A 25,246-nucleotide genomic window follows, 5' to 3' on the forward strand; every position below is an offset into this window, starting at 1 on the left:
CAGTGCAATGCAGGAACCAATAATGCAGAAACAAGTGTAACGCAAAATCATCACAACCCCGAAAATAATACAAAACCAGAACTGATTTCATTCAGTTTTCCACTCTATATCTCAAAAAGTTTCCAACTACTCACTAATTTTTCTAATAATTCTATCAGGTGAATCCATGCGAGTATATGACAGTCCGGTGCTCAAAGTAAATGCCAGTACAGAAAACGGAAAAATGGTGCTTGATACGGAGGGGCCTCTCTCCCAGCTTGCTAAGCCCTTCATCAAGCGCATTAACGGGATCTTTGAAGAAGAAAAACCCATCTCTGCGAATGAGGATGAAATTATTTTCTCTACATGGGTCCCCCCTATTCCGGGTCCGGTCTTCAGCCGGGTAATCAGTGCGGAAATTGCGGCTATCAGGAAGAAAAGGGTCCCTGACCAGTTCTCAATAGGGATCACTGCCCGCTGTCCGAACCGCTGTCTCCACTGTGGGGCTGCAGATATCAAGCCTGAAAAAGAGCTCACAGTGGACGAGATCTGCGGGGCTGTGGATCAGAGCCTGGATCTCGGAGCCTATCTCGTTTCCTTTGATGGCGGGGAGACCATGCTTCGAAATGATCTCGTTGACATGGTTGCTCGTGTGGACAAGTCCCGGGCAATTGCAACCTGCTTTACTTCCGGCTACAAGCTTTCCGAAGAGCGGGCAGAAGCGCTCAAAGCCGCAGGGCTCTATGCTGCCCGGATCAGCTTGGACAGTCCTTTCAAAGCTGAACATGACCGTTTCCGCGGACGTGAAGGAGCATACGAGGACGCAATTTCCGGAATCAAAAATGCAAAGGCTGCGGGAATCTTTACGGACATGTTTGTTGTAGTTTCCCCTCACAATATTGACGACCTGGATGATTTCTACTCGCTCGCAGTTGACCTGGGCATGCATGAGGTCTCTATCTATGAGATCATCGCTGTTGGCCGCTGGCTTGATCACGAGGATGAGGTAATAGGTGAAAAGGATGTAAAAAGGCTCGAAAAATTCCAGAAAGCAATGAATAGCAAGCCTGAGGGGCCCAGAGTAACGGCTTTCCCTTATTTCATGGGGCCTGACCTCTTCGGGTGCTTTGCGGGCAAGCGCTGGATGCATGTAGCTTCGGACGGAGAGGTAATGCCCTGTGCTTACACACCTCTTTCCTTTGGGAACATCTGTGAGGAACCTCTGGAGGCAATCTGGAAACGCATGGGGAAACACATCGCTTACAAAAAGGATGCCTCATACTGCATGATGCGAAATCCCGAGTTTCGGAATGAGTATATCCACACTATCCCCAAAGGGGCAAGGATTCCTTTCAGAGTTAAATAATTTTTCCCGAAAATTGTTGGTTGGAATACCTATTTTATGGGTTTTTCCTTCTATTTTTCTCTTTTTTGAGGCCAATTTTTCGTTTTTTAATTTATTTTCCATAATTTATTATTTTTTTGTCCTATTTCCTTCTTTTTTCTAATTTTTAGGTTTAAAATGGATTCTTTTAAAAAAATAATTCTACTTAAGGGTTGCAGAGCAAAATTAAGTAAAATTGTTTCTTTCTTTGATCAGGTGGGAGATTTTAGGTTTGAAAGCTCAGCAGTTTTTCAGTAGATTTATTCCAACAGGTTTTTTGCTTTTTTAGGGGTCGATGGGAATTCGGGCTTTTTTGTATTCCTCGGTGGGTAACAAAAACGATTGCATGCTCTGATTTGTGATTTTAAATGGATGCGGAATTCATGAAAAGTTTTGGTTACGAAAAAGGTAGTGTGAATAAGGCCTCATAGAACAAGATCTCATAGAACAAGACCTCGTAGAACAAGATCTCATAGAACAAGATCGTAGAACAAGATCTCATAGAACAAGATCTCATAGAACAAGATCATAGAACAAGATCATAGAACAAGATCTCATAGAACAAGATCATAGAACAAGATCTCATAGAACAAGATCATAGAACAAGATCATAGAACAAGACCTCATAGACAAAAATTCAGAGAAAAAGATCTCGGAGGGCGAACTCTGAGGGACAAGTTGCAAGGGTCAAGGTCTCAGAGAACAGGTGTAGAAGGCAAGTTGCAAGGAATAATATTTCAGAGAAGAGGGACTCGGCAAACAAGGTTTGGAAAACAATGACTCAGTAAAACAAGGTTCAGAGAACAAGGTGCCGGAGGTGAAATAAAAATGTGGTATCTTCGTTATTACTGTTTTGTCACCTGGCACTTTTTGCTATTTGCTTTTTTGTTTACTCTTTTTCCTTGCATTTCTGATAAGGGCCGGGGCAGGAATTGGGTTTATTGTTAATTATTTTATTTAGTTCAAGTGCAATTAATTTTTACTGTATTATTTAATCTTTGTGTATTTCATCTTTATATTTTACTATTTATATTCTCTTAATTCTGAGAATATTCTTCAATAGTGTATGTGTAATTATTATTCATTATAAATCCCTGTATCTTCTTCGATAAAACCGAAGCTGTTATATAGTTCTTTCACGAAGGATTTGTTAACTACATCCATCGGAGTAGGAATTTTTAATTATTAATTTATATACTAAATTTTGAGAGACGGAGACTCACATGGCTAAAAATGAACTCTTATCTGAAATAAAAAAAGCAGAAGAGAATGCGAAATCAGTGGTCGACCAGGCTATTGATTCCAAAAACAAGCGCATCTCCGATGCTAGGGCTGAAGCCAGGGAGATCCTGAGGCAAGCCGAAATTGATTCACATAAAGCTGCACAAGATTCTTTTAAAGCTGGTGATGAAAAGATCCTGGAAGAGAAAAATCATATAGTCAATGATGGTGAGCAAAACGCATTAGCCATGTCCCAAAAAGCTCAAGCTAACATCGACAATTCCGTCAATTACCTAGTACAGGAGTTTGAGAGGGCGGTCCTTAATGAGTAGACCTAAAGTGATGACTAGGGCCGTTATTGTCGGACATAAAAGCATCCTTAAACAAACCATCGAAGCACTGTATGATACTAATCTATTTCACATCGAAGATTTTGTTGAAGACGAATCTGGTTTCAAGATCGACAAGCCATTCGAAAACGCTGAAGATGTCTCTAAAAAGCTTGTAAAGATCCGTTCCATCGCCAATTATTTGGGGATTGCAAGTAATGAACCGGTAGTCCAGAAATCTGACACTGTTCTGCGTGAACTTGATTCGAAGCTAGATGAATTGGACAGGGGAATCTCTGAAAAAACAGAATTAATCATTCAACTCGAGAACGAGTTGAAAGACCTGGATTCCCAGAAAAAGGAACTTTTACCTTTCCTGTCTATCAATCTGGACTTTGACTATTTCCGTGGCTACGAGAGCATTAAGGTTTTCGCAGGCACAATCAAGGGTAGCTTGGAAGAGAGTCAGATTTCAAGCATCACAAAGGCTTTTGAACTGTACGTTGACCCTCAATCAAAATCAATAGTACTGTTTGTGGCCAAGACTGATGCCGACAGAGTCTACGAGTTAATCCAGAGTCTTGGATTCAGAGAACTCAGAGTTCCGGAAAGAGGTGGTGTCCCAAGCGAGACATTAAGGTTAATCGAACAGAAGGAAGCTGAGGTCGGCAAGAAGATCGAGTCCACTAAGGCTGGAATCGACTCCATGAAGTCTAAGTATGCTGATTTCATTCTTGCCAGCGATGAGGTCCTTAGTATCGAGAGTGAGAAGGCAGAACTGCCTTTGAAAATCGCGACATCTGCAAATGCATTTATTATAGATGGCTGGACTCCCAGCGAGGACTACGACACCGTGGTCAGTGCTGTAAACAGTGCCACTGCCGGTAAGGCATACATCTCCAAACTCGAAATCGAAGAAGAGGAGGAGGAGCGTGTCCCGGTCGAGTACAACAACTCGGCGGTAGTTGCACCGATGCAGGAGATCATGGATCTGTATTCCAGACCCAAATACACCGAACTTGACCCATCGTCAGTACTCTTAATAACTTTCCCACTGATGTACGGTTTGATTCTCGGGGATATTGGGTACGCGCTCATTCTGGGAATACTTGCACTGGCAATCAAAAAAGCTGTAAAGTCTGAAGCAGTGCAGCCTCTTATGAATATTCTGATCTATTGTCAGATATCGACATTTATATTTGGAATAATATACGGTGAGTTCTTAGGATTCTCATTGGCAAGCTTGCATACTGCGCACGGTGTGGTTCCGGGCTTAATTCCTGGATGGGAAACCGTTACCCTATTCACAGGGCTCAGTGGCGAGCATGTGACGTTCCCTGTTCACAGGACTCACATGATAATGACTATGATTGGTGCAACTGTCACCGTAGGACTGCTTCACTTAAATCTCGGTTTTTTGCTTGGATTTTCAAACATTGCCAGGCACCATGGATTTATGCACGGGCTCCTTGAAAAAGGCAGTTGGATCATAATAGAGATCGGTGTACTTATAGCAGCTGTAGGAATACTCGGCGGCAATTCTATCCTGACATACGTTGGAGCTGCTGTCTTTGTAATCGCTGTTTTGATGCTTCTCAAAGGAGAAGGAATTCAGGGCGTTGTTGAGTTGCCATCGCTGATGGGTAACGCGCTGTCCTATTCCCGTATCATAGCAGTAGGGCTGTCTTCAATATACATCGCATCAACAGTCAATGATATTGCATTTGAAATGATCTGGTCTGATCACTCTCAGATTGGTTTCTTAGCAATAGCCGCAATAATCGTGTTTATACTCGGGCATGGTCTGAACACTGTCCTGAGTATTATTGCTCCCGGATTGCACGCACTCAGGTTGCAGTATGTAGAATTCTTCGGAAAATTCTACTCTGGCGGGGGCATAGTATACAACCCATTCGGATACATAAGAAAATACACGGAGGAATAAAAACATGGTAGGAGCAGAATTAGTATCAGGTCCTATTCTGGACGCAGCAGGAATGAAGGCACTCGGTGCAGCACTCGCAATCACAGTAACTGGTCTTGCATCTGCATGGGCAGAAAAAGAGATCGGTACCGCAGCAATTGGTGCAATGGCAGAAAACGAAGGGTTATTCGGTAAGGGTCTGATCCTTACTGTCATTCCAGAAACCATCGTTATCTTCGGTCTCGTCGCTTCATTGCTTATCAATTCTGCCTAATTTAAGAGCATCCCCGCTCTTAAATTTCTTAGAGCATTTTTTTCGCTCTAAGTTTCTTAGGGCATTTTCGCTCTAAGTTTCTTAGAGTATCTTCGCTCTAAGTTTCTTAGAGTACTTTTGCTCTAAGAAACTTAGAGTACTTTTGCTCTAAGTTTTTTGGGTATTTTTTCACTCCAGACTTATTGGAGTGTTTGCTTCTAACGATTAGAGCTATTTTTGCTCTATATTTATTTGGAGGTGTAAGCATGGGACTAGAGATCGTTGTAAAGGATATCCAGAATGGTGCGCAGAGTGAAGCGTCCCGCATCAATGCTGAAGCCGAGGCGAAGGTCTCCGAGATCTTAAATGAGGCCAAGAACACCCATAAAAAGATGCTCGGAGACAGCCTGGCTAAAGTTGAAGAGGATCTCCAGAAGCTGCACCAGCAGGTTATATCCAGTGCAAATCTTGAAGTAAAAAGAATCTCGCTAAACAAGCGCAAAGAACTTCTGGATGCTGTTTATAATCAAGCCGTTGAATCAATAAAGTCGATGCCAGCTTCTAAAAACGAAAAATTGTTAAAAATTATTATCGACAAGTACGAAGCCAGCGGTGCCAAGGTTTATTCTTCAAAGGATTCTGAAGAACTTGTCAAGAAGTTATCCTCATTAACCTACGCTGGTAATATCGATTGTATCGGCGGTGTTGTTCTTGAAAATGAAGACGGAACAATAAGGTTTGATTTCACGTACGATTTAATCCTGAAAAACGCGTATGAGCGTTCATTGAAACAGATATCAGATATCTTATACGGGTGATGTGCAATGAGGCTGCCGTATTTGGACAAAATCTGGGGTAAAAAACCCAGAAAATCCGATAAGAAGAAAAAAGGCACTTCTAACTATGCTTATGCCGTTACCCGTGTACGCGCGATGAAAAGTAAGCTGCTTCCAAAAGAAACATATCCGCGGCTTATGAACATGGGCATTGATGAAATTACCCGCTTTATCCAGGAATCTGAGTACAAAAACGATATTGATGAACTGGCAATGAAATACAGTGGTGCAGATCTGGCAGAACATGCACTTAACAGGAATCTTGCGCTCACCTATGCAAAATTGCTTTTAATAACCGCAGGAGAACCCAATTACCTTATTTCAGAATATCTCCGGAGATATGATATCTGGAACATAAAAACCCTCCTCCGCGGGAAACAGTACAATGCATCTGAAGAGGAGATCCTGGAAACTCTGATATCTGCCGGGGAACTCACCTATACCACCCTGTCGGAACTTGCAGCAATGGAATCATATGAGGAAATTATTGAAGCCCTTAATGAGACCGATTATTACCCCCTGCTGCAGGAAGAATACGACGGGACAAACCTGGCATACATTGAAAACGAACTTGACAAGATGTATTATTCAGGTCTGTTCGGTGTAATCGGGAAACCAAGATCCAAGGACCGCAAACTCTTTGCAAGGTTCATTAAGCTGGAAGTTGATGCCAAGAACATGGGTACCCTATTCAGGCTTAAAAAAGCGGGAGTTGAGCAGCTTGATGAGATCATGCCTTTGATGATTGAGGGCGGGCTTGAATTAAACACCGAAAAACTTGCATCTCTCCCCTACGAGGAGTTCGTTGAAGCTCTTCGAAAAACGCGGTATTGGGATGCTATTTCAGGTGTAATGGTTCCTGACATGGATTCCCTGACTGGCCTGGAATGCAGACTACTGAAATTCTCTCTTGAATCTGCAACTACTTATTCGCACGTATCTCCGATCTCAATTGTGCCTATTATGGATTATGTTATCTATAAGAACAATGAGGTCAACAACCTTCGGATTATCTTCAGGGGTAAAGAGGCTGGCCTCGAAGATGAATTAATCAAAGACCAGTTGGTGGTAATCTGATGGAACTAGCAGTGATCGGAAAGAGCGAGTTTGTCACAGGATTCAGGCTGTCCGGTATCAAAAAAATATATGAGGTTGCTGATGCTGCTGAGACTGAATCTGCGGTAAAAGAGGTGCTTGATGATAATAACATCGGGATTATTGTAATGCACAATGATGACATTGGTAATCTGCCGGAAATTTTAATGAAAAACTTGAACGAGTCAGTACAGCCAACAGTTGTAGCCCTTGGAGGTTCTGGCGAAGGCTCAACGAGTTTAAGAGATAAAATAAAACAAGCGGTAGGTGTTGATCTGTGGAAGTAAAAAGTGAAATTTATCGTGTGGCTGGGCCTGTCGTTACCGCCATCGGCTTACAGGCAAAAATGTATGACCTGGTTAAAGTCGGGAACGAGGGGTTGATGGGCGAAGTCATCCAGATTAGGGGTGAAAAGACCGTCATCCAGGTATACGAAGAGACAGCTGGCGTCATGCCCGGTGAACCCTGTGAAACCACAGGTATGTCTCTTGCCGTGGAACTTGGCCCCGGTCTCCTCTCCAGTATTTATGATGGTGTCCAGAGACCTTTGCACGTTTTGCTTGAGAAAATGGGCAGCTTCATCCAGAGAGGTGTCAGCGCAGACGGGCTTGACCACAACAAAATCTGGGAATTTAAGCCTGTTGTCAAGAAGGGTGACGTCGTAAAGGGTGGAGAAGTGTTCGGAGTCGTTCAGGAAACCGTGAACCTCGAGCACAAGATCATGGTGCCCCCGAACGTCTCAGGAACAGTTGCCGACATTAAGAGTGGAAACTTTACAGTTGTGGACACAGTCTGTACCCTCACTGATGGGACCGAGCTGCAGTTGATGCAGAGGTGGCCTGTCAGAGTTCCCAGACCCGTGAACAAGAAACTCACTCCTACAAAGCCGCTGGTTACGGGGCAGAGGATCCTCGACGGGCTCTTCCCTGTTGCAAAGGGTGGTACCGCTGCAATCCCAGGACCTTTTGGTTCCGGAAAGACGGTTACCCAGCAGCAGCTTGCAAAGTGGAGTGACACGGAAATCGTGGTCTACATCGGATGCGGTGAACGTGGAAACGAGATGGCTGATGTCCTGAGTGACTTCCCTGATCTCGAAGACCCCCAGACCGGAAGGCCGCTCATGGAGCGTACTGTGCTTATCGCAAATACCTCCAACATGCCTGTGGCTGCAAGGGAAGCTTCCGTGTACACCGGAATCACCATTGCGGAATACTTCCGTGACATGGGATACGATGTGTCCCTTATGGCTGACTCTACCTCAAGGTGGGCAGAGGCAATGAGAGAAATCTCCTCCCGTCTCGAAGAAATGCCTGGTGAAGAAGGTTACCCGGCATACCTGGCAGCAAGGCTGGCAGAATTCTACGAGCGTTCCGGGGTTGCCGAGTCCCTCTGTGGTGAGACAGGTTCCATTACGGTTATCGGAGCAGTATCTCCACCTGGTGGTGACTTCACTGAACCTGTTACGCAGAACACCCTGCGTATCGTGAAAGTGTTCTGGGCTCTGGATTCCAAGCTGTCTCAGAGGCGGCACTTCCCTGCTATTAACTGGCTAAACAGTTACAGTCTGTACAAGGAAGGTCTAACTGACTGGTTTGCCGATAATGTGGCTCCTGACTGGGTGGCTATGAGGGAGAAAATGATGGGCATGCTCCAGGTAGAGTCCGAACTGCAGGAAATCGTGCAGCTAGTCGGTTCAGACGCTCTGCCAGAAGACCAGCAGCTCCTGCTTGAAATCACCCGTCTTTTCAGGGAAGTTTTCCTGCAGCAGAATGCATTTCACCCGATAGACACCTACAGTCCGTTTAGCGAACAGTACAAGACCATGCAGGCTATCATGAAGTTCGGGGATGCTGCAAATGAGTCTCTGACCGCCGGTATTCCGATGTCGGAAATCCTCAAGTCGGAAGCCATGAACGAGCTTGCCAAGGTCAAGTACGAAGAGGACTTCGACGCTTCTCTGAACGCTGTCCTTGCCAAGATGGATAAGGAGTTTGCAGCCCTGGGAGGTAGGTGAGTATGGCAAAAGAGTACAAGACAATCACGGAAATCGCAGGCCCCCTTATCTTTGTCGAGAAAACAGAGCCGGTGGGTTATAAGGAAATCGTTAGCATCAATATGCCTGACGGGACCTCCCGTAGAGGGGAAGTTTTGGATACTTCCGCAGACATTGTGGTTGTGCAGGTCTACGAAGGTACGGGCGGTCTGAACAAGGATTGTGGTATTGTCTTCACAGGGGAAACCCTGAAACTTCCTGCATCCATTGACCTCCTCGGCAGGATCCTGTCCGGTGCCGGTGACCCTCTGGACGGTGGGCCCAGAATCGTGCCTGACAAGCTGATTGACATCAACGGGGCCGCAATGAACCCGTATGCAAGGCTGCCTCCTAAGGATTTCATCCAGACCGGGATTTCCACAATTGATGGGACCAACACCCTGGTTCGTGGGCAGAAACTGCCTATCTTCTCTGCATCAGGTCTTCCGCACAACGAAATTGCCCTGCAGATCGCAAGGCAGGCTGCTGTGCCTGGCTCTGAAGGAGAGTTCGCTGTGGTCTTCGGAGCAATGGGTATCACCAACGAAGAAGCCCAGTACTTTATGGAGGACTTCGAAAAGACCGGGGCTCTGGAAAGAGCTGTCGTGTTCATGAACCTTGCAGATGACCCTGCTGTGGAACGTCTGGTTACCCCGCGTATGGCCTTGACTGCAGCCGAGTACCTGGCATACGAGCACGACATGCACGTTCTCGTTATCCTGACCGACATCACCAACTACGCTGAAGCTCTCCGTCAGATGGGAGCCGCCCGTAATGAAGTGCCTGGTCGTCGTGGGTACCCCGGTTACATGTACACTGACCTTGCAACCCTGTATGAAAGAGCAGGTATTGTCAAGGGTGCCAAGGGTTCCGTTACCCAGATTCCAATCCTTTCAATGCCCGGTGACGATGTCACCCACCCGATTCCTGACCTGTCCGGGTACATTACCGAAGGCCAGATCGTGGTTGCCAGGGAACTGCACAGGAAGGGTATCTACCCGCCAATCAACGTGCTGCCTTCCCTTTCCAGGCTGATGAACTCCGGTATCGGAGGCGATAAGACCAGGGAAGACCACAAGGCAGTTTCTGACCAGATGTATGCAGGATACGCTGAAGGGCGTGACCTGAGAGGTCTGGTGGCTATCGTCGGTAAGGAAGCACTGTCCGAAAGGGACTTGAAGTTCCTTGAGTTTGCTGACCTCTTTGAAGAGAACTTTGTCACTCAGGGCAGAAACGAAAACAGGACCATTGCGGACACCCTGGATATTGGCTGGAAGATCCTCGCACACCTGCCAGAAAACCAGTTGAACAGGATTGACAACAAATACATCACTAAGTACCACCCGGCACACAAAAAGGCAGAGTGATTGCCATGGTATTGCAGGACGTAAAACCAACTCGTTCAGAACTGATCAATCTCAAAAAGCGGATTAAGCTCTCGGAAAGTGGGCACAAGCTTCTTAAAATGAAGAGAGATGGTCTTATCCTTGAGTTTTTCAAGATCCTGAATGAAGCCAGGAACGTTAGAACCGAGCTGGATGCTGCCTATGAACTCTCTGTGGATAAAATCAACCTCGCCTGCGCCGTGAACGGAGTTGTTGCTGTCAAGTCAACTGCCTTTTCAACGAAGGAAAATCCTGAAATTGAACTTTCGGGGCACAACATCATGGGTGTCTTTGTACCCAAAATCAGCTCTACAGGGGTCCGAAAACCCCTCTATGAGAGAGGGTACGGGATAATCGGGACCAATGCCTACATCGACGAAACCGCCGATGCCTTTGAGGATCTGGTCGAAAAAATTATCACCGCTGCGGAACTCGAAACAACTATGAAGCGGCTTCTTAATGAGATTGAGAAGACCAAGAGGCGTGTAAACGCTCTCGAATTCAAGGTCATTCCCGAACTCATTGATACTATGAAGTTCATTCGCTTCGCCCTTGAAGAAGTAGAAAGGGAGAGCACCTTCAGGTTGAAGAGGGTCAAGGCGAAAATGAAGTAAGTTTGATCTAAACATGGCAGCTCATAGGGATCAACCGAATCTGGTTGAAAAAGCAGTCATTAAATTGGGTGAACCCCAAAACCAGGTCCGTCTGCTACAAATGGCATGGCGGATCTCCCTTATTATGCTGGTTTTTGGGTTCATCATCATCTTAAAAACGATTATACCAGAATTTATGTGACTGGAATCTCTGAGATGATTTACTCATCTCCGAGTCCTGGCACTAATTTGTTTTTGTTTTTTCATTGTTTTGTTATTGTTTTGTCGCTGTTTTTTATTGTTTTGTTTATTGTTTTGTTATTGTTTTGTTATTGTTTTGTTATTGTTTTGTTATTGTTTTGTCGCTGTTTTTTATTGTTTTGTTTATTGTTTTGTTATTGTTTTGTTATTGTTTTGTTATTGTTTTGTTATTGTTTTGTTATTGTTTTGTTATTGTTTTGTCATTGTTTTGTCGCTGTTTTTTATTGCTTTGTTTGTTTTGTCGCTGTTTTTTTATTGTTTTTTTTTCGTTTTGTATTTTTTAATGAGGATTTTCGAGATGTCCGAGTTTCGAATTTTCTTTTATTTCCTCACTTCCTGGTGTAAATCAGAAAGCTATTTTAACGACAAAACTCAATCCTAATTCCTCTATGCAAAACGAAGCCAGACTTCTCCATGTGACCGGAACGGTGCAGGGTGTGGGTTTTCGTCCCTTCGTGTACCGGCTTGCAAAAGCCCACGGGCTCTCCGGGTATATTAAAAATCTCGGAAACCATGTGGAGGTCCTTGTGGAAGGAAGAAGGGAAAGCCTTGAAGCTTTTATGGCTGATCTTCCCCGGAAGAAGCCTCCTCTTGCACATATCCTGGATGTCGGAGTAAATGACGTGCCTTTTTCCGCGTATCCCGAATTTTCAATTTTCCAAAGTGAAGCCGGAGCCTCCAGGAATTCCATAATTCCTCCGGACACAACTATTTGCGAGGACTGCCGGGCTGAGATTTTTGATCCCGGGTCCAGATATTATCATTATCCTTTCACGGTCTGTACGAACTGCGGGCCCCGGTATACAACGGTCCGGAACCTTCCTTACGACCGTGAACAAACCACAATGGCGGATTTTCCTCTCTGCGGAGGGTGTGAACTTGAGTATAAGGACCCCATGAACCGCAGGTACCATGCGCAGCCGGTCTGCTGTCCCGAATGCGGGCCGGTACTCTGGCTTTCGGACCCTGAGGGAAACGTGCTTGCAAAAAACTACGAAGCCATAGAAAGAGCTTCGGAACTGTTCCGGCAGGGTTCCGTCCTTTCGGTTAAAGGTTTCGGAGGTTTTCACATTGCCTGTAGTGCCCGGGCCGAAGAGCCAGTCCGGGAACTTCGAAAACGCCTGGGGCGCCCTGAACAGCCCTTTGCGGTAATGGCAAAGGATACGGATGTCGTGGAATCGTTTGCCGACCTTGATGCGGCCTCCCGGGAAATTCTCAGCTCTTTTCGTCGTCCCATTACCGTACTTCCCAAATCGGAAAATTTCTCCCTGGCAGAATCGGTATCCTCCTACCTGCACAACATTGGGGTCATGCTCCCCTATACCGGGACCCAGCACCTGCTCTTTGATAGGGCTCCTGATGCGGTCTATGTAATGACTTCGGCAAACCTGCCCGGAAGGCCCATGCTTGTTGAGAATGGGGAAGTGCTTGAAAGGCTCGAAGGGATTGCGGACTTCCACCTTCTCCATAACAGGGTTATTGCGAACAGGAACGACGATACGGTAATAAGGGTCGTGAACGGAAAGAGAGCTTTTATCCGCAGGTCCCGGGGCTTTGTGCCGGAACCAATCGAACTTCCCTTTGAAATAGGAGCTTCCATCGGGGTCGGAGCCGAACTTAACACTACTGTTACGGCTGCAAAAGGAAACCGTGCTTACCTTTCCCAGTACATAGGGAATACCAGCCACGTTGAGACTTTCAAATATCATTCCGAGGTGGTCCGGCACCTGGTCCGGCTAACGGGAATTGAACCCGAAACCTGGGCCTGTGACCTCCACCCCTCTTTTTCCACCACCCGCTTTGCAAAGCAGGAAGGCGGGGAAAATATGCTCCGGGTGCAGCACCATCACGCTCATATCCTGGCTTTGATGGCTGACAATTTCCTGCCCCCCGGGTCAAAGGTCCTCGGGATCGCTCTTGACGGGGTAGGGTACGGAGCCGACGGGACTGTCTGGGGTGGGGAGCTTTTCGAGTCTTCCTATTCCGGGTATGAGCGTCTGGGCCATCTGCTCCCCCAACCAATGCCCGGGGGCGATCTTGCTGCCAGAAATCCCTCCCGCATGACCCTTGGCATCCTTTCGGAAGCCCTCTCGGAAAACGAACTTAAAAAACTCCCCCTTTCTTTTCCGCACGGGGAGGTGGAACTTACTGCCATTCTGCAGCAGCTCGAAAGAGGGGTAAACGTCGTTCAGAGCAGCAGTACGGGCAGGGTGCTTGATGCAGCGGCAGCCCTCCTGGGGATCTGCAGCGAGCGCACATACGAAGGTGAACCTGCAATGAAACTTGAGGCCGCTGCGAGGCGGAGTGCCTGCAGGGTGGAGCTTCCCATCTCTTTTAAGAAATACGGGGATCCCGGAGTCCCGGTGCTTGATACAACGGAACTTCTCCTGGGAGCTTACGAACTTTCCGGTACCTATTCCCCCGAAGACCTCGCTTTTGGGGTTGAGGAAAGTCTTGCCCGGAGTGTCTCGGAACTTGCGGTCTCCCTTGCCAGGAAAAGAGGTCTTGATATGGTAGGCCTGAGCGGCGGGGTAGCTTACAATGAACATATAACAGGGCGCATCGCCGAAACAGTAAAAGGGGCAGGGCTTGACTTTCTTTCCCACAGGCGGGTCCCTTCCGGAGACGGCTGCATTTCTTTCGGGCAGGCTGTAGCAGCCGGTTTCAGGGGGAAACCTGCCGATTAACCCTTTTAGTTCTGTTTTAAATGGATTTTCCCTGTTCTTAACCCCCTTCAGATACTTTAAATCAGGTTCTGAAGCTTAAAATAAGCCAAAAAGCTTCTTATGCCTTTTTTTCCAAAGTTTTTCCGAAGGGATCTGGATCGTACTGAAATCTGATCAGAAAAACAAAACTACAAAATTAAATAAACGATCCGTGCTTAGATATAAAGGGGAGCAGATGATGGGGTTTAGAAGTGTCCGTATCCGTGTAGTCACAGGCAGGGATGAGATCCCGGGCCTGAGCCCTGAGGAAAAGGCAGTTCACCTTGCTTTTCGCCCCTCTGATAAGGATTTCTTTAGTTTGCTTAAGGCCTGCCCGGGAATAGAACTGCTCCAGCTTCCCGCGTCCTCTTATGAGGGTCTTTCCAAGTTTATTAAAATGTATCTGCGCTCTTCGGGGATTTATTTTGTAAAAGGGGATGTAAGCGGGCACTGGCATGACCTGAACAACTATTTTGTAATCCCTGCCTATGTTGTTGAGAAAATAAACGAACTGAAAATTCAGGGAATGTCTGAGGATGAGATCATCACTGAGATTACAAATCTGAGGAAAATCAGCCCTGACCTTATCCTGCATTTCCTGCACGTTTCCATGCCGTGTCCAGGTGCGAAAAAGGTCCGCCCGAACAAAGCTTGAGAACTAAATTCCGAATATAATTTCGATAAAGGATGATTCCCGGAGGGGGTTTCCGGAAACCTTACCAGACCTTCCACCACTTCTTTTTTGCAGTCTTCTGTTCCTCGATCTGTCTCAACCCGTCAGCAGCCATCTTCTGCTGCCTCCGGTATTTCCTGTTTTCGTCATTAAGCCGGGAAACTTCTTCTTCCTTGCTTGCAAGGGTTGCCTGCAACTGCTTTATAAGCTCTTCCTTTTCTCCGAGCTGTTCGGTCAGGGTCTGTTCTCCTTCGTGCCTGCCCTCAAGCTTTTTCTCAAGCATCCTGACCTTTTCTTCCCTGGCAGCAAACTGAAGTTCGACAGCGTTGAGTTTCCGGTCCTTTCCGGTTAGTTTTTCTTCAAGCTTCTTGACTTCTCGGTCTTTTGCCATGACCTGTTCGGCCAGGGTCTGGAGGTCTTTTTCCTTTGTCGCGACCAGTCCCTCGAGCTTTTCAATGCCGTTTTCTTCTGCCGAGAACTTTTCGCCCAGGGTTTTGATTTCCTCATCTTTTCCTGCAAGTTCTTCCCGGAGAGCCTGTGTCCCGGAATCATTTTCCTGCATTCTTGTTTCGAAAACCTTTATTGCTTCTTCCTTTTCTACAATCCGGGTTTCAAGTCCTTTTATTTCCTCGTTCTTTTCAGCAATCCTGCTTTCGAAACCCTGTATCGTTTCATCTTTTCCTGCAAGTTCACTCTCAAAGCTACTTATATCCCTGGCTCTTTCGGCAATTCTGCTTTCGAAAGCTTTTACTGTTTCGTCCTTTTCAGCTATTTTTTCTTCTAACGCTTTTATTGTTTCATCTTTTTCAGCAAGCTTTCCTTCGAATACTGTTATTGTTTCATCCTTCTCAGTGAGCTTTCCTTCGAATGCTGTTATTGTTTCATCCTTCTCAGTGAGCTTTCCTTCGAATGCTGTTATTGTTTCATTCTTTTCAGCAAGTTTCGCCTCGAAGGTTTTTATTGTTTCATCCTTTTCAGCAAACTTTTCCTCGAATGCTGTTATTGTTTCATCTCTTTCAGAGGTTATCTTTTCAAGGTCTTCTAGCTTTGTTTTCCTGTCTATGAGCTCCTCTTCAAGGGTTTTGATTTTCTCCGTGCCCTGTGATAGCTGCTTTCCGAGAAGCTCTGTCTCTTCTTTCCTGGAGCTGAGTTCTTCTTCGAGGCTGCTTATTTTCGCTTCTCTGCCTGCGAGGTTTTCGTCAAGTCTCTTGATTTCTTCTTCTTTGCCTGCAAGCTCTTTGTTAAGTGCTTCTAGCTCCATGTCCTTGCTTGTAAGCCGTAAGCTTAAGGAATTGATCTGCAGGTTTTCTTTTTCCTTTGCCTCTTCTCCGGAAAAGGGTTCGGGGATTTCGCTCATTGTTTCAAAAGACTGTAGTTCCTCTTCTTCTTCTTCTTCCGAGCACAGTGTAAGCTGTCCCCTTGTATTTTCACAGAGCTCTGCCCAGGCAAGGATGCATGCAATCGGGGTTATCCTTTTAGTAACACTGTCCCCTATCTTGCAACCGTAGACCCTGTGTGCGATATGCCCTTCCACGGTATTCAGGTCAAGGTTCGGGTCCCCCAGTTTTGCGTTCATAGCATTCCCTTTCTTTGCCTGGCCATCGTTAGCCTTCAGGACCTCAACGGCTTCGGAAAAGACTTTCCAGGGGAGGAATGGCTGATTCCTCAGGTTATCAACATGGATTCCGTCCATTTCGGCCCTGGCTTCAAAGGAGCGTTTCCCGCTCATCAGTGAAATTTGTGCGGGGTTTCCTTCTCTAAAAAACTTCTTTTTTATTTTTGCGACAACGGGGTCTTCCATGAATGTGCCTCTCGACAGTCATAGCTTTTAGGTTATAATTAACAATAACATTTAATAAAAGTTATGCGGTTTGAGTGGAATTTATAAAAGTGTTCCCTTAGGAGGGGTGGGCTTAGCTCGCAAGCTTTCCTGTTAGTTCAATAAGTAAAGGATGTTAAAACTTTTGAATTGTTGGAACGTGAACCCGGAAGAAATCGAAGCTACAGGAAAACAGGTCCATAAGCTTTGTATCTGCAAGGATACCCTTCCCGGGCGAGTGTGCAAAGGAAATTGGTTTCATTTTCCCGGACCCTGAAAATACAGGCGCATCAGAAAAGACCCTTGACGTATCTGCGAACATTCATAAAGTCCAATACATATAATCCTTTTTATATATAATAAAGTCATATTCTTTAGTGGGATATTGCATACCGCTCTATATGAATAGGAGTTCGTTCAAGCAATCTTTCTTTGGGATTCAACAAATTCAAGTTGTCCTCTGAGTGTTGAGAGAGGACATGAATAAAATGTCACCCCTGAAAGGGTGGACTATGCAGAAAGTTAGGGAGAATACTTGGTTCTAACGGTAATCGGTAAAATTCGGGCATGGTTGCCTGAAATAGCAGGAGAGAGCTGTTTTTCCCCGAAGCAGGTATCTTACATCTCTGGGAATATACTGGTAAAAATCCAAAAGTCTGGTTGGAATTTCAGGAAGCTAAAACTTGCTTTGACAACGTCATTCCGAAGCAGAATGACTACTTACAATTATGTTGAAGGTCCTCTCCCCGGAAAACTTATGGTTCGTAGCTTTGTTTTAGCCTTTCTCAGGATTTTCCCTCCAGCGCACAAAAGTGAGGAAGAAAAATGACCGCAAAAGATGTGATCCTGAACGGTCTGGCAGATGCAGTAGTTGAAGGCGATGAAGGCAAATGTGTGGAGTTTGCAAACAAGGCTCTCGAGAACAACATCGATGCTTATGAAGCAGTCATCAAAGGCTGTGCCCATGGGATGAGAATTGTCAGCGACAAATACGAAAAAAGCGAAATGTTTGTCCCGGAAATTCTGCTCGCCGCAAGGGCGATGCAAGGGGCAGTGGATGTCCTCAGGCCCCACGTTAAAGCCGAAGAAATCAAGGTCACTGGAAAGGTCGCTATCGCGGTTGTCTTGGGGGATATCCATGACATCGGTAAAAACATTGTAAAGCTTTTGCTTGAAACTGCGGGCTTGATAGTTTTCGATCTTGGAAGAGATGTCCTTCCCGAAGCTCTGCAGGATAAAGTCAGGGAAGAAAAAGTCGACCTTGTAGTCCTTTCAGCCCTAATGATCACGAGTATGATGGAAATGAAAGAAGACGTAAAGCTCCTCAAAGGAGAATTTCCCAATGTCAAAATAATGGTCGGAGGTGCTCCTGTCACTCCGAAATTCTGCGACAGTATCGGTGCAGACGGGTATGCAGATAATGCGTCCGAGGCTATAAGGGTAGCTCAGAGATTGATATCCGGGGAAGGGGGAAAAAATGTCATCAGATGATATGAGCCACGCAGAAAGGATCAAAGCTGCAATCGACTTCAAGGAACCCGACCGTGTGCCCATGTTTGATTCCATGACCTGGTCCGTTAACATGGCAGGGAAGAACCTCGGTCTTATAGGGCAGAAAGTAAAGAACGTAAGTTTCCCCAAGTGGATCCACAACCCCGACATTTTCGTGGAGTCACAGATAAAGGCCCTTGACCGTTTTGACCACGACTTCGTCCACTCCAGGATGAGTTCCCATATCCTTGCCGAACCCATGGGCTGCAGGGAAGAAGAGCCTTACTGGGATGTCCCTGCAACCATCAATACCGCCATAAACCGTGTCGAAGACTGGAAGACCCTGAAATTCCCGAACATGGATAAGGACGGTAAGATCCCTACCCAGCTTACCGCTATCCGGATGCTCGACAAGGAGCTGCATGAAAAGCGGGGCGATGACGTCTTTATCACTGGTTTCGTAAGAGGGGCGTTTACCCTTGCGGAGATCGTGCTCGGGGTTGAAAGGTTTATGTTTTCCATGATCGACAAACCGGACGAGACCCGCGAACTTATAGATTTCTGTAATGATGTTTCGATAGAATGCATAAAAGCCCAGATCGACGCCGGTGCCGATCATATCTACACGCCGGACCCCAGTGCGTCGGCCGCCCTCATCTCCGCCAAATTCTATCACGACTTCGCCCTGCCTGCTGCCCAGAAACAGTCCGCAGCGATCCGGAAGTATAAGGACAAGTATGCCCACCACTACCACATCTGCGGAAACACCAGGGACAGGTGGGACGACCTTGCCGAGATCGGGGCAAGCTACGTGAGCCTGGATTACATGATCAGCCTCAAGGAAGCAAAAGAGACTATCGGGAAGAAAGTTGCAATCGCAGGCAACATGACCCCTGCCGGAACCCTGCTCCTGGGCACCCCCGAAATGGTTGAGGAAGAAGGCAAGCAGATGATCAGGGACGCTGCCGTCGGCGGAGGGTATATCTACTGGGCCGGCTGCGATTTGCCTATCGACTGCCCGACTGAGAACGTGGACAAATTCTTCGAAGTTCCGAAGGTTTACGGCAAATACCCTATAGAGATCTGAAAGTCAGGGGCTTGCAATGAACGAGGAACGTTCTCCTGGCTCATTGAAACTTTATCCGGTTGAAACTTAGCCCTCATTATGGGGGGAGAACCTCCCCTTTTTCCAGTACAAAACACTCCTTTACTTGAGTATATTTAAAATTTCTGGCAAGATTTAGCTAATCCATTCCTGCTTTTTAATGATCCCGGGATGTTTATAATGTAGGCCCTCTTTTTTATATTACTAATTCAATGACATCGTGACCCCATAGGCTATCTTTCGGATAATTATATATTATGTTATTATTGGATAACCATCTTTTTTTATGTAAAAATCGTGTGTATTTGCAGTATGCCCTGCTATCAATGTCCCGTTGAAATATCAATGCCGTTGATTCTGTAAAGGGGTTTGATCTGGAATCAATAGCTCTGGTTTTGTAAAGGGGTGCATTGTTTTATCTTAACGCTGTTATTTTCCAGGCAGCATTTTTTTCTATCTCTGCCCTTGATTTTTTTGTTGATTATTAATTATATTGTATATTGGTAATTTTTTATATCCATATTTATTTTTTTACTGGTAAATTACAGAAATCACGCGGATGCATTTTTCCGACAACGGTTAGTATATCTATTTTTTGCACGTATACTTGATTGCTTTCTGTGAAATTTGGAGAAGGTCTGAATTCTTCTCCTGCATACCTTCAGATGAATGAGTGTAGTATTCATGAAATGTCACCCCGGATAGTGTAGACTATACGGAATGCCAAGGAAAATACCTGATTCCGGCGATAGCCGGTGAAATTTGGGCCTGATTGCCTTAGGTAATAGGAGGCCGAACCGTTTTACTCTGGAAACAGGTATCTGAAAATCTCTAGGATTGGAGTGAATAAATCCAAAAATCTGGTTGGAATTTCGGGAAGCTAAAACTTGCTTTGACGACACCATTCCGGAGCAGAGTGAGGACTGAATATTATCAATTATATTGTTACAGGTCCTTTCCCCGGAAAACATATGTCTGAAGCTTTGTTTTAGCTTTTCCGGGATCTTCCCTCCAGCACACAAAATTGAGGGATATAAATGACAGCAAGAGATGAAATCTTGAACGGCCTTGCAGAAGCTGTAGTTGAAGGCGATGCAAGTAAATGCGTGGAGCTTGCAAACAAGGCTCTGGAGAACAACGTCGACGCCTATGACGCAGTCATCAATGGCTGTGCCCACGGGATGAGCATTGTCAGTGATAAATACGAAAAGAGGGAAATGTTTGTCCCTGAAATCCTGCTCGCCGCAAGGGCGATGCAAGGGGCAGTGGATATCCTCAAGCCGTACATTAAAGCCGATGAAATTAAGGAATCGGGGAGGGTAGCCATCGGAGTTGTCCTTGGAGACATCCATGACATCGGTAAAAACCTCGTAAAACTCTTACTTGAAACCGCGGGTTTGACTGTTTTCGATCTAGGAAAAGACGTCATTCCCGAAGATTTCCAGGATAAAATCAAAGAGGAACACGTCGACCTTGTAGCCCTTTCCGCCCTCATGACCACAAGCATGATGGAAATGAAGGAAGACGTCAAGCTTTTCAAGGAAGAATTCCCCGCTGTCAAGATTATGGTCGGAGGAGCCCCTGTTTCCCAGGAGTTCTGCGACAGCATCGGCGCAGACGGGTATGCTGACAACGCATCCGAAGCCATAAGGGTGGCTCAGAGACTGCTTTCCGAGTAATGGGAGGAGAAGAAAAATGTCAGCAGACGATATGAGCCACGCAGAAAGGATCAGAGCTGCAGTCGACTTCAAGGAACCCGACAGGGTTCCGATGTTTGACTCCATGAACTGGTCCGTTAACATGGCAGGGAAGAACCTCGATCTTATCGGGCAGAAAATAAAGGATGTAAGTTTCCCCAAGTGGATCCACAACCCCGACATCTTCGTGGAGTCGCAGATTAGGGCTCTGGACCGTTTTGACCACGACTTCGTCCACTCCAGGATGAGTTCCCATATCCTTGCCGAGCCCATGGGTTGCAAGGAAGTAGAACCGTACTGGGGAGTTCCCGCAACCGTCAAGACTGCTATCAATAAGGTCGAAGACTGGAAGGACCTGAAGTTCCCGGACATGGAAAAGGACGGTAAGATCCCGACCCAGCTTACCGCAATCCGGATGCTCGACAAGGAACTGCACGAGAAGCGGGGCGACGACGTCTTTATCACCGGTTTCGTAAGAGGGGCGTTCACCCTTGCAGGGATCGTGCTCGGGGTTGAAAGGCTGATGCTTGAGATGATCGACAAACCGGACGAGACTCGCGAACTCATAGATTTCTGTAACGACGTGTCCATAGAATGTATAAAAGCCCAGTTTGATGCCGGAGCCGATCACATCTACACCCCTGACCCCAGTGCCTCGGGGGACCTCATCTCCGCCAAATTCTATCGCAACTTCGCCCTGGCAGCTGCCCAGAAACAGTCCGCAGCAATCCGGAAGTACAAGGACAAATACGCCCACCACTACCACATCTGCGGAAACACCAAGGACAGGTGGGACGACCTTGCCGAGATCGGGGCAAGCTATGTGAGCCTGGACTACATGATCAGCCTCAAGGAAGCAAAGGAAAGCATCGGGCAGAAAATTGCAATCGCAGGCAACATGACCCCTGCCGGAACCCTGCTCCTTGGCACCCCCGAAAAGGTTGAGGAAGAAGGCAAACAGATGATCAAGGACGCTGCCGCAGGTGGAGGCTTCATCTACTGGACCGGCTGTGACTGGCCTATCGACTGCCCGCTGGAAAATGTGGACAAATTCTTCGAAGTTCCGAAGGTCTACGGCAAATACCCGATAGATCTCTGAAATCTAGGGGCTAGCAATGAACGATAAAGAACGCTTTCTTGCATCATTGAAACTGGAAGAAGTCGACAGGGTCTCGGCAGCCTGCCCCCTGCAGACCGCAACCGTTGAAATGATGGAAGAGTCCGGGGCTGCCTGGCCCGAAGCCCACCGCGACCCGGAAAAGATGGCAACTCTGGCCCTTGCGGCAAACAGGCTTGCCGGGATCGAAAGTGCAAGAGTGCCTTTCGACCTCTGTGTGGAAGCCGAAACCGTGGGTTCCCAGGTCAGCGAAGGGAGGCTTGACTCCCAGCCCTCCATCCGGAGGGCGGCTTTCCGGAAAATAGAAGCCTTTGAGGATGCCGTATGCCCGGACCCGCTTGCGGACGGCAGGATGGCAACCGTTGTGGAAGCCGTCAGGATCCTTGCGGAAACGGATGAGACCGTACCTGTAATTGCAGGAATCGTCGGCCCCTTCACCCTCGCCGGACAGGTCAGGGGTGTCGAAACCCTCCTCATGGACTTCTTCGACAACCCGGATTTCGTAAAGTCCCTCCTGAAGTATTCCACGGAAGTCCTGAAAACCTACGGCAAAGCCCTTGTTGAAAACGGAGCAGATGCCGTGGTCATCATCGACCCTTCCGCGGGGAGCGAACTCCTGGGAACAGCGCACTACAGGGAAATGGCTTTTCCCTACTGCAAGGACCTTGTGGAAAGCCTGGGTGTCCCGAGCATCCTCCACATCTGTGGAGACTCGAAACCCATCCTGGAGATGATGGCGGAAACCGGAGTAAGCGGGATCAGCCTGGATCACCTGGTGGACGTGGGCGAAGCCAGGGAAGTCCTGGGAGGCAAAACAGCAATCATCGGGAACATAAACCCTGCGGACACCCTCTTCCTGGGCACCCCCGAAACTGTGAAAGAAGAGTCCCTGGAATGCATCCGGAAAGGGGCAAACGTCCTGGCTCCCGGCTGCGGGATCCCGACCCGGGCCAGCCTGGAAAACATAAAAGCAATGGTAGAAGCAGCCAGAGAAAGCGCGAATCAGTAAAAACAATAAAAAGAAAAGCCCCGGAGTATGAGTCCGTTAAGTGCATAGCGGCATAAAAGGGGCAAAAACTCCGGGGAAAACCAATTGTGTGTGACAAACCCTATTCGACGGAGGAGCAAAGGCAGCATTCCTGGTTGTGGGACTTCCCCTCAACTGACAGGCTCAATACCTGGGTTAATGCCGTAGCCAGCTGTTCCTCCGAAAAGCTCTGAACCGGCTTCAAATCATTGAGTGTGACGATCTTATAAAAAAAGTTTGTAGTATCTACCTGATTTCCACCTATATTCTGTATTACTTTTATTGGGAGCGATAGCTATGGGAATTAATCTGGAAAAAATGGAAAAAGTGATGAAGTATCGCTGGGTAGTATTTGTTATCCTGGCTCTTACATACTTCTTTGTATACTTCCACAGGGTATCAACCGCTGTGGTTGCTACTGACATTATGAGCACATTCGGAGTAGGAGCCGCATCTATCGGGCTTCTGGGTTCCGCTTACTTCTATGCATACACAGCAATGCAACTTCCCAGTGGTGTCCTTAGTGACAGCTGGGGTGTTAGAAAGACTGCCGGGCTATTTACCCTTGTGGCTGCTGCAGGAGCAATCCTCTCAGGTCTTGCAACCAGCTTTACGTTGATATTGGTCGGAAGGTTGCTTATCGGAGTCGGTGTGGCAATGGTCTACATCCCTGTGATGAAGATGCTTTCCATCTGGTTCAAGAAGAATGAGTTTGCCTCTATGTCCGGTCTCATGCTCGCTATAGGGAACATCGGTGCCCTGAGTGCGGCAGGTCCTCTGGCCTTTTTGGCTATATTGCTCGGGGACTGGCAGAGGGTTTTCTTGCTTCTTGGAGTATTCTCCGTTCTTCTGGCCGCAATCATCCTAATGCTGGTCAAAGACAAGCCTGAAGACATGGACTGTCCCTCTATCCTCGAAATCGAAGCCTATGAAAAGGGCGAGACCTATGTCCCCCCGAAAGCCGTTGCAAAGATCCCCATGGGAGAAGCCCTCAAGCAGACCTTCGGTGCCGGAATGAAGTTCTGGCCGATTGCCCTCTGGTTCTTCTTCATGTACGGAAGCCTCATGGTCTACCAGGGTCTCTGGGCGGGTCCTTTCTTCAGGGACGTGCTCGGCTGGGAGAAGACAACCTATGCAAGTGTCCTCTCTTTCGTTGCTGTTGGTATGGTCTTCGGGTGCCCGATTGCCGGTTACCTCTCGGATAAGGTGCTTAAGTCCAGGAAAAAAGTCCTGCTCGCAGGCACTGCCGTGTACATCGTGATCTGGGCAGTTATCTGGTCTCAGGCAGGAAACATTACAAGCACTACGGCATACTCCGCGATCCACTTCCTCTTCGGATTCTTCGGTGGGTTCTTCGTGGTCTCCTATGCCCAGGTAAAGGAATGGTTCCCCGCAGCAATTGTCGGGACTGCAACCGGTGCATACAATATCTTCCCCTTCCTCGGCGGAGCACTCTTCATGACCCTGACGGGGAAGATGATGGCAGTTTCCGCAGGAGCCACTGCAACCGTAGGTCAGTACAAATCTGTCTGGTTCCTTATGCTTGTATGCATGGTCTTTGCCTTCGTCTGCCTCTCTATTTCAAAAGAGAGGGGTGCCGAAGAGGCCGTTGCACCTGCTGAAGTCACTGACAAGAGTGACTCCCCTTCAAGCTCGAAGCAGTGATAACTACCAGGCAATTCCTGAAAAATAAATGTTAATCCGTCCCACTCCAAAAAGGGAGTGGGGCACTTTTTAAATGCTAAACTCGGTCATACTTGATTCAAAAACGGATGGAAAAACGGTTCAAGTTCAATTAAAAAACGTTGCTAAAATCGGTCAAAGTTGATTCAAAAACGGATGGGAAAACGGTTCAAGTTCAATTAAAAAACGTTGCTAAAATCGGTCAAAGTTGATTCAAAAACGGATGGGAAAACGGTTCAAGTTCAATTAAAAAACGTTGCTAAAATCGGTCAAAATTGATTCAAAAACGGATGTAAAAACGGTTCAATTTCAATCAAAAAACGTTGCTAAACTCGGTCGAAGTTGATTCAAAAACGGATGTAAAAACGGTTCAATTTCAATCAAAAAACGTTGCTAAACTCGGTCAAAGTTGATTCAAAAAATGGATGTAAAAACGGTTCAATTTCAATCAAAAACGGATGGAAAAAAGGGTTCAAGTTCAATCAAAAAACGGTTGTGAAAATGGGTTGAATTTTTTCCCTTCTATCTTTCAAATCCGCATAAACCTCCACATGAAACCAAAAAAATCTCCACTCAAATAAATACTCCAACAATCCTCCAAAATAATATGTCAACACTGGACAACTCTCCATGCGAG

20 protein-coding genes are annotated in these 25,246 nt (G+C 46.8%); 19 read left to right on the top strand and 1 reads right to left on the bottom strand.

Translation table 11 applies throughout. The features are described from left to right. The first annotated feature begins 166 nt into the window (after positions 1 to 166). From MSMTP_RS02990 to MSMTP_RS03050, 12 genes are all read left to right on the top strand, one after another. Positions 167 to 1,345, top strand: a complete 1,179-nt coding sequence (locus tag MSMTP_RS02990; RefSeq protein ID WP_048177734.1) for a radical SAM protein — start codon at positions 167 to 169, stop codon at positions 1,343 to 1,345. A 1,241-nt stretch (positions 1,346 to 2,586) separates the two neighbouring features. Further along, positions 2,587 to 2,916 (top strand): ATP synthase archaeal subunit H, encoded by a 330-nt coding sequence (ahaH, locus tag MSMTP_RS02995; protein WP_048177735.1) that lies wholly within the window; start codon positions 2,587 to 2,589, stop codon positions 2,914 to 2,916. Beyond that, the gene (locus MSMTP_RS03000) at positions 2,909 to 4,858 is read left to right on the top strand and encodes a V-type ATP synthase subunit I (protein ID WP_197076127.1); all 1,950 of its coding nucleotides are present in this window, start codon (positions 2,909 to 2,911) and stop codon (positions 4,856 to 4,858) included. The genes ahaH and MSMTP_RS03000 overlap by 8 nt, the downstream gene beginning before the upstream one ends. 4 nt (positions 4,859 to 4,862) lie before the next feature. Beyond that, on the top strand, positions 4,863 to 5,111 hold the full coding sequence (locus MSMTP_RS03005; protein ID WP_048177737.1) for an ATP synthase: 249 nt from the start codon (positions 4,863 to 4,865) through the stop codon (positions 5,109 to 5,111). A 245-nt stretch (positions 5,112 to 5,356) separates the two neighbouring features. Beyond that, the gene (locus MSMTP_RS03010; RefSeq protein WP_048177738.1) at positions 5,357 to 5,908 is read left to right on the top strand and encodes a V-type ATP synthase subunit E; all 552 of its coding nucleotides are present in this window, start codon (positions 5,357 to 5,359) and stop codon (positions 5,906 to 5,908) included. Between the two features lie 6 nt (positions 5,909 to 5,914). Continuing rightward, positions 5,915 to 7,003 carry a V-type ATP synthase subunit C gene (locus MSMTP_RS03015; protein WP_048177741.1) on the top strand — a complete coding sequence of 363 codons (1,089 nt, stop codon included), beginning with the start codon at positions 5,915 to 5,917 and terminating at the stop codon, positions 7,001 to 7,003. Continuing rightward, the gene (locus MSMTP_RS03020; RefSeq protein WP_048177743.1) at positions 7,003 to 7,308 is read left to right on the top strand and encodes a V-type ATP synthase subunit F; all 306 of its coding nucleotides are present in this window, start codon (positions 7,003 to 7,005) and stop codon (positions 7,306 to 7,308) included. The genes MSMTP_RS03015 and MSMTP_RS03020 overlap by 1 nt, the downstream gene beginning before the upstream one ends. Continuing rightward, complete coding sequence (locus MSMTP_RS03025; protein WP_048177745.1) at positions 7,299 to 9,035, top strand: ATP synthase subunit A; 1,737 nt, start codon at positions 7,299 to 7,301, stop codon at positions 9,033 to 9,035. The genes MSMTP_RS03020 and MSMTP_RS03025 overlap by 10 nt, the downstream gene beginning before the upstream one ends. 2 nt (positions 9,036 to 9,037) lie before the next feature. Then, positions 9,038 to 10,420 carry an ATP synthase subunit B gene (locus MSMTP_RS03030; RefSeq protein ID WP_048177747.1) on the top strand — a complete coding sequence of 461 codons (1,383 nt, stop codon included), beginning with the start codon at positions 9,038 to 9,040 and terminating at the stop codon, positions 10,418 to 10,420. 5 nt (positions 10,421 to 10,425) lie between these two features. Beyond that, positions 10,426 to 11,052 carry a V-type ATP synthase subunit D gene (locus MSMTP_RS03035; protein WP_197076128.1) on the top strand — a complete coding sequence of 209 codons (627 nt, stop codon included), beginning with the start codon at positions 10,426 to 10,428 and terminating at the stop codon, positions 11,050 to 11,052. Between the two features lie 629 nt (positions 11,053 to 11,681). Then, complete coding sequence (hypF, locus tag MSMTP_RS03045; protein ID WP_048177752.1) at positions 11,682 to 13,979, top strand: carbamoyltransferase HypF; 2,298 nt, start codon at positions 11,682 to 11,684, stop codon at positions 13,977 to 13,979. Positions 13,980 to 14,193: 214 nt separating this feature from the next. Beyond that, the gene (locus MSMTP_RS03050) at positions 14,194 to 14,652 is read left to right on the top strand and encodes a DUF1699 family protein (protein WP_231582902.1); all 459 of its coding nucleotides are present in this window, start codon (positions 14,194 to 14,196) and stop codon (positions 14,650 to 14,652) included. A gap of 61 nt (positions 14,653 to 14,713) precedes the next feature. On the opposite strand, the gene MSMTP_RS03055 is transcribed toward MSMTP_RS03050, so the two are convergent. Further along, entirely contained in the window at positions 14,714 to 16,471 is a 1,758-nt protein-coding gene (locus MSMTP_RS03055) for a hypothetical protein (RefSeq protein WP_048177755.1), read from the bottom strand. Positions 16,472 to 17,024: 553 nt separating this feature from the next. Here MSMTP_RS03055 and MSMTP_RS03065 point away from each other — a divergent pair. From MSMTP_RS03065 to MSMTP_RS03095, 7 genes are all read left to right on the top strand, one after another. Then, the gene (locus MSMTP_RS03065; RefSeq protein WP_048177757.1) at positions 17,025 to 17,318 is read left to right on the top strand and encodes a hypothetical protein; all 294 of its coding nucleotides are present in this window, start codon (positions 17,025 to 17,027) and stop codon (positions 17,316 to 17,318) included. Further along, positions 17,315 to 17,980: a corrinoid protein gene (locus MSMTP_RS03070; protein ID WP_048177758.1), complete on the top strand. Its 666-nt coding sequence runs from the start codon at positions 17,315 to 17,317 to the stop codon at positions 17,978 to 17,980. Before MSMTP_RS03065 ends, MSMTP_RS03070 begins: the two co-directional genes overlap by 4 nt. Then, positions 17,967 to 19,067, top strand: a complete 1,101-nt coding sequence (locus MSMTP_RS03075) for a uroporphyrinogen decarboxylase family protein (RefSeq protein WP_082090476.1) — start codon at positions 17,967 to 17,969, stop codon at positions 19,065 to 19,067. The genes MSMTP_RS03070 and MSMTP_RS03075 overlap by 14 nt, the downstream gene beginning before the upstream one ends. A gap of 1,055 nt (positions 19,068 to 20,122) precedes the next feature. After that, positions 20,123 to 20,764: a corrinoid protein gene (locus MSMTP_RS03080; protein WP_048177762.1), complete on the top strand. Its 642-nt coding sequence runs from the start codon at positions 20,123 to 20,125 to the stop codon at positions 20,762 to 20,764. 16 nt (positions 20,765 to 20,780) lie between these two features. Next, positions 20,781 to 21,881 (top strand): uroporphyrinogen decarboxylase family protein, encoded by a 1,101-nt coding sequence (locus MSMTP_RS03085; protein WP_048177764.1) that lies wholly within the window; start codon positions 20,781 to 20,783, stop codon positions 21,879 to 21,881. A gap of 16 nt (positions 21,882 to 21,897) precedes the next feature. Then, positions 21,898 to 22,908 carry an MtaA/CmuA family methyltransferase gene (locus tag MSMTP_RS03090; protein ID WP_048177765.1) on the top strand — a complete coding sequence of 337 codons (1,011 nt, stop codon included), beginning with the start codon at positions 21,898 to 21,900 and terminating at the stop codon, positions 22,906 to 22,908. A 315-nt stretch (positions 22,909 to 23,223) separates the two neighbouring features. Next, positions 23,224 to 24,591 carry an MFS transporter gene (locus MSMTP_RS03095; protein ID WP_048177767.1) on the top strand — a complete coding sequence of 456 codons (1,368 nt, stop codon included), beginning with the start codon at positions 23,224 to 23,226 and terminating at the stop codon, positions 24,589 to 24,591. Positions 24,592 to 25,246 lie beyond the last annotated feature (655 nt).

This window comes from Methanosarcina sp. MTP4 (assembly GCF_000970045.1).
Taxonomy (GTDB): Archaea; Halobacteriota; Methanosarcinia; order Methanosarcinales; family Methanosarcinaceae; genus MTP4.

Coding starts and splice junctions, on each gene's coding strand:
- MSMTP_RS03005 (WP_048177737.1), top strand. CDS start 4,863: ATGGTAGGAGCAGAATTAGTATCAGGTCCTATTCTGGACGCAGCAGGA.
- MSMTP_RS03050 (WP_231582902.1), top strand. CDS start 14,194: ATGATGGGGTTTAGAAGTGTCCGTATCCGTGTAGTCACAGGCAGGGAT.
- MSMTP_RS03085 (WP_048177764.1), top strand. CDS start 20,781: ATGTCAGCAGACGATATGAGCCACGCAGAAAGGATCAGAGCTGCAGTC.
- MSMTP_RS03035 (WP_197076128.1), top strand. CDS start 10,426: ATGGTATTGCAGGACGTAAAACCAACTCGTTCAGAACTGATCAATCTC.
- MSMTP_RS02990 (WP_048177734.1), top strand. CDS start 167: ATGCGAGTATATGACAGTCCGGTGCTCAAAGTAAATGCCAGTACAGAA.
- MSMTP_RS03000 (WP_197076127.1), top strand. CDS start 2,909: ATGAGTAGACCTAAAGTGATGACTAGGGCCGTTATTGTCGGACATAAA.
- MSMTP_RS03030 (WP_048177747.1), top strand. CDS start 9,038: ATGGCAAAAGAGTACAAGACAATCACGGAAATCGCAGGCCCCCTTATC.
- ahaH (WP_048177735.1), top strand. CDS start 2,587: ATGGCTAAAAATGAACTCTTATCTGAAATAAAAAAAGCAGAAGAGAAT.
- hypF (WP_048177752.1), top strand. CDS start 11,682: ATGCAAAACGAAGCCAGACTTCTCCATGTGACCGGAACGGTGCAGGGT.
- MSMTP_RS03010 (WP_048177738.1), top strand. CDS start 5,357: ATGGGACTAGAGATCGTTGTAAAGGATATCCAGAATGGTGCGCAGAGT.
- MSMTP_RS03055 (WP_048177755.1), bottom strand. CDS start 16,471: ATGGAAGACCCCGTTGTCGCAAAAATAAAAAAGAAGTTTTTTAGAGAA.
- MSMTP_RS03095 (WP_048177767.1), top strand. CDS start 23,224: ATGGGAATTAATCTGGAAAAAATGGAAAAAGTGATGAAGTATCGCTGG.
- MSMTP_RS03020 (WP_048177743.1), top strand. CDS start 7,003: ATGGAACTAGCAGTGATCGGAAAGAGCGAGTTTGTCACAGGATTCAGG.
- MSMTP_RS03080 (WP_048177762.1), top strand. CDS start 20,123: ATGACAGCAAGAGATGAAATCTTGAACGGCCTTGCAGAAGCTGTAGTT.
- MSMTP_RS03075 (WP_082090476.1), top strand. CDS start 17,967: ATGTCATCAGATGATATGAGCCACGCAGAAAGGATCAAAGCTGCAATC.
- MSMTP_RS03070 (WP_048177758.1), top strand. CDS start 17,315: ATGACCGCAAAAGATGTGATCCTGAACGGTCTGGCAGATGCAGTAGTT.
- MSMTP_RS03090 (WP_048177765.1), top strand. CDS start 21,898: ATGAACGATAAAGAACGCTTTCTTGCATCATTGAAACTGGAAGAAGTC.
- MSMTP_RS03015 (WP_048177741.1), top strand. CDS start 5,915: ATGAGGCTGCCGTATTTGGACAAAATCTGGGGTAAAAAACCCAGAAAA.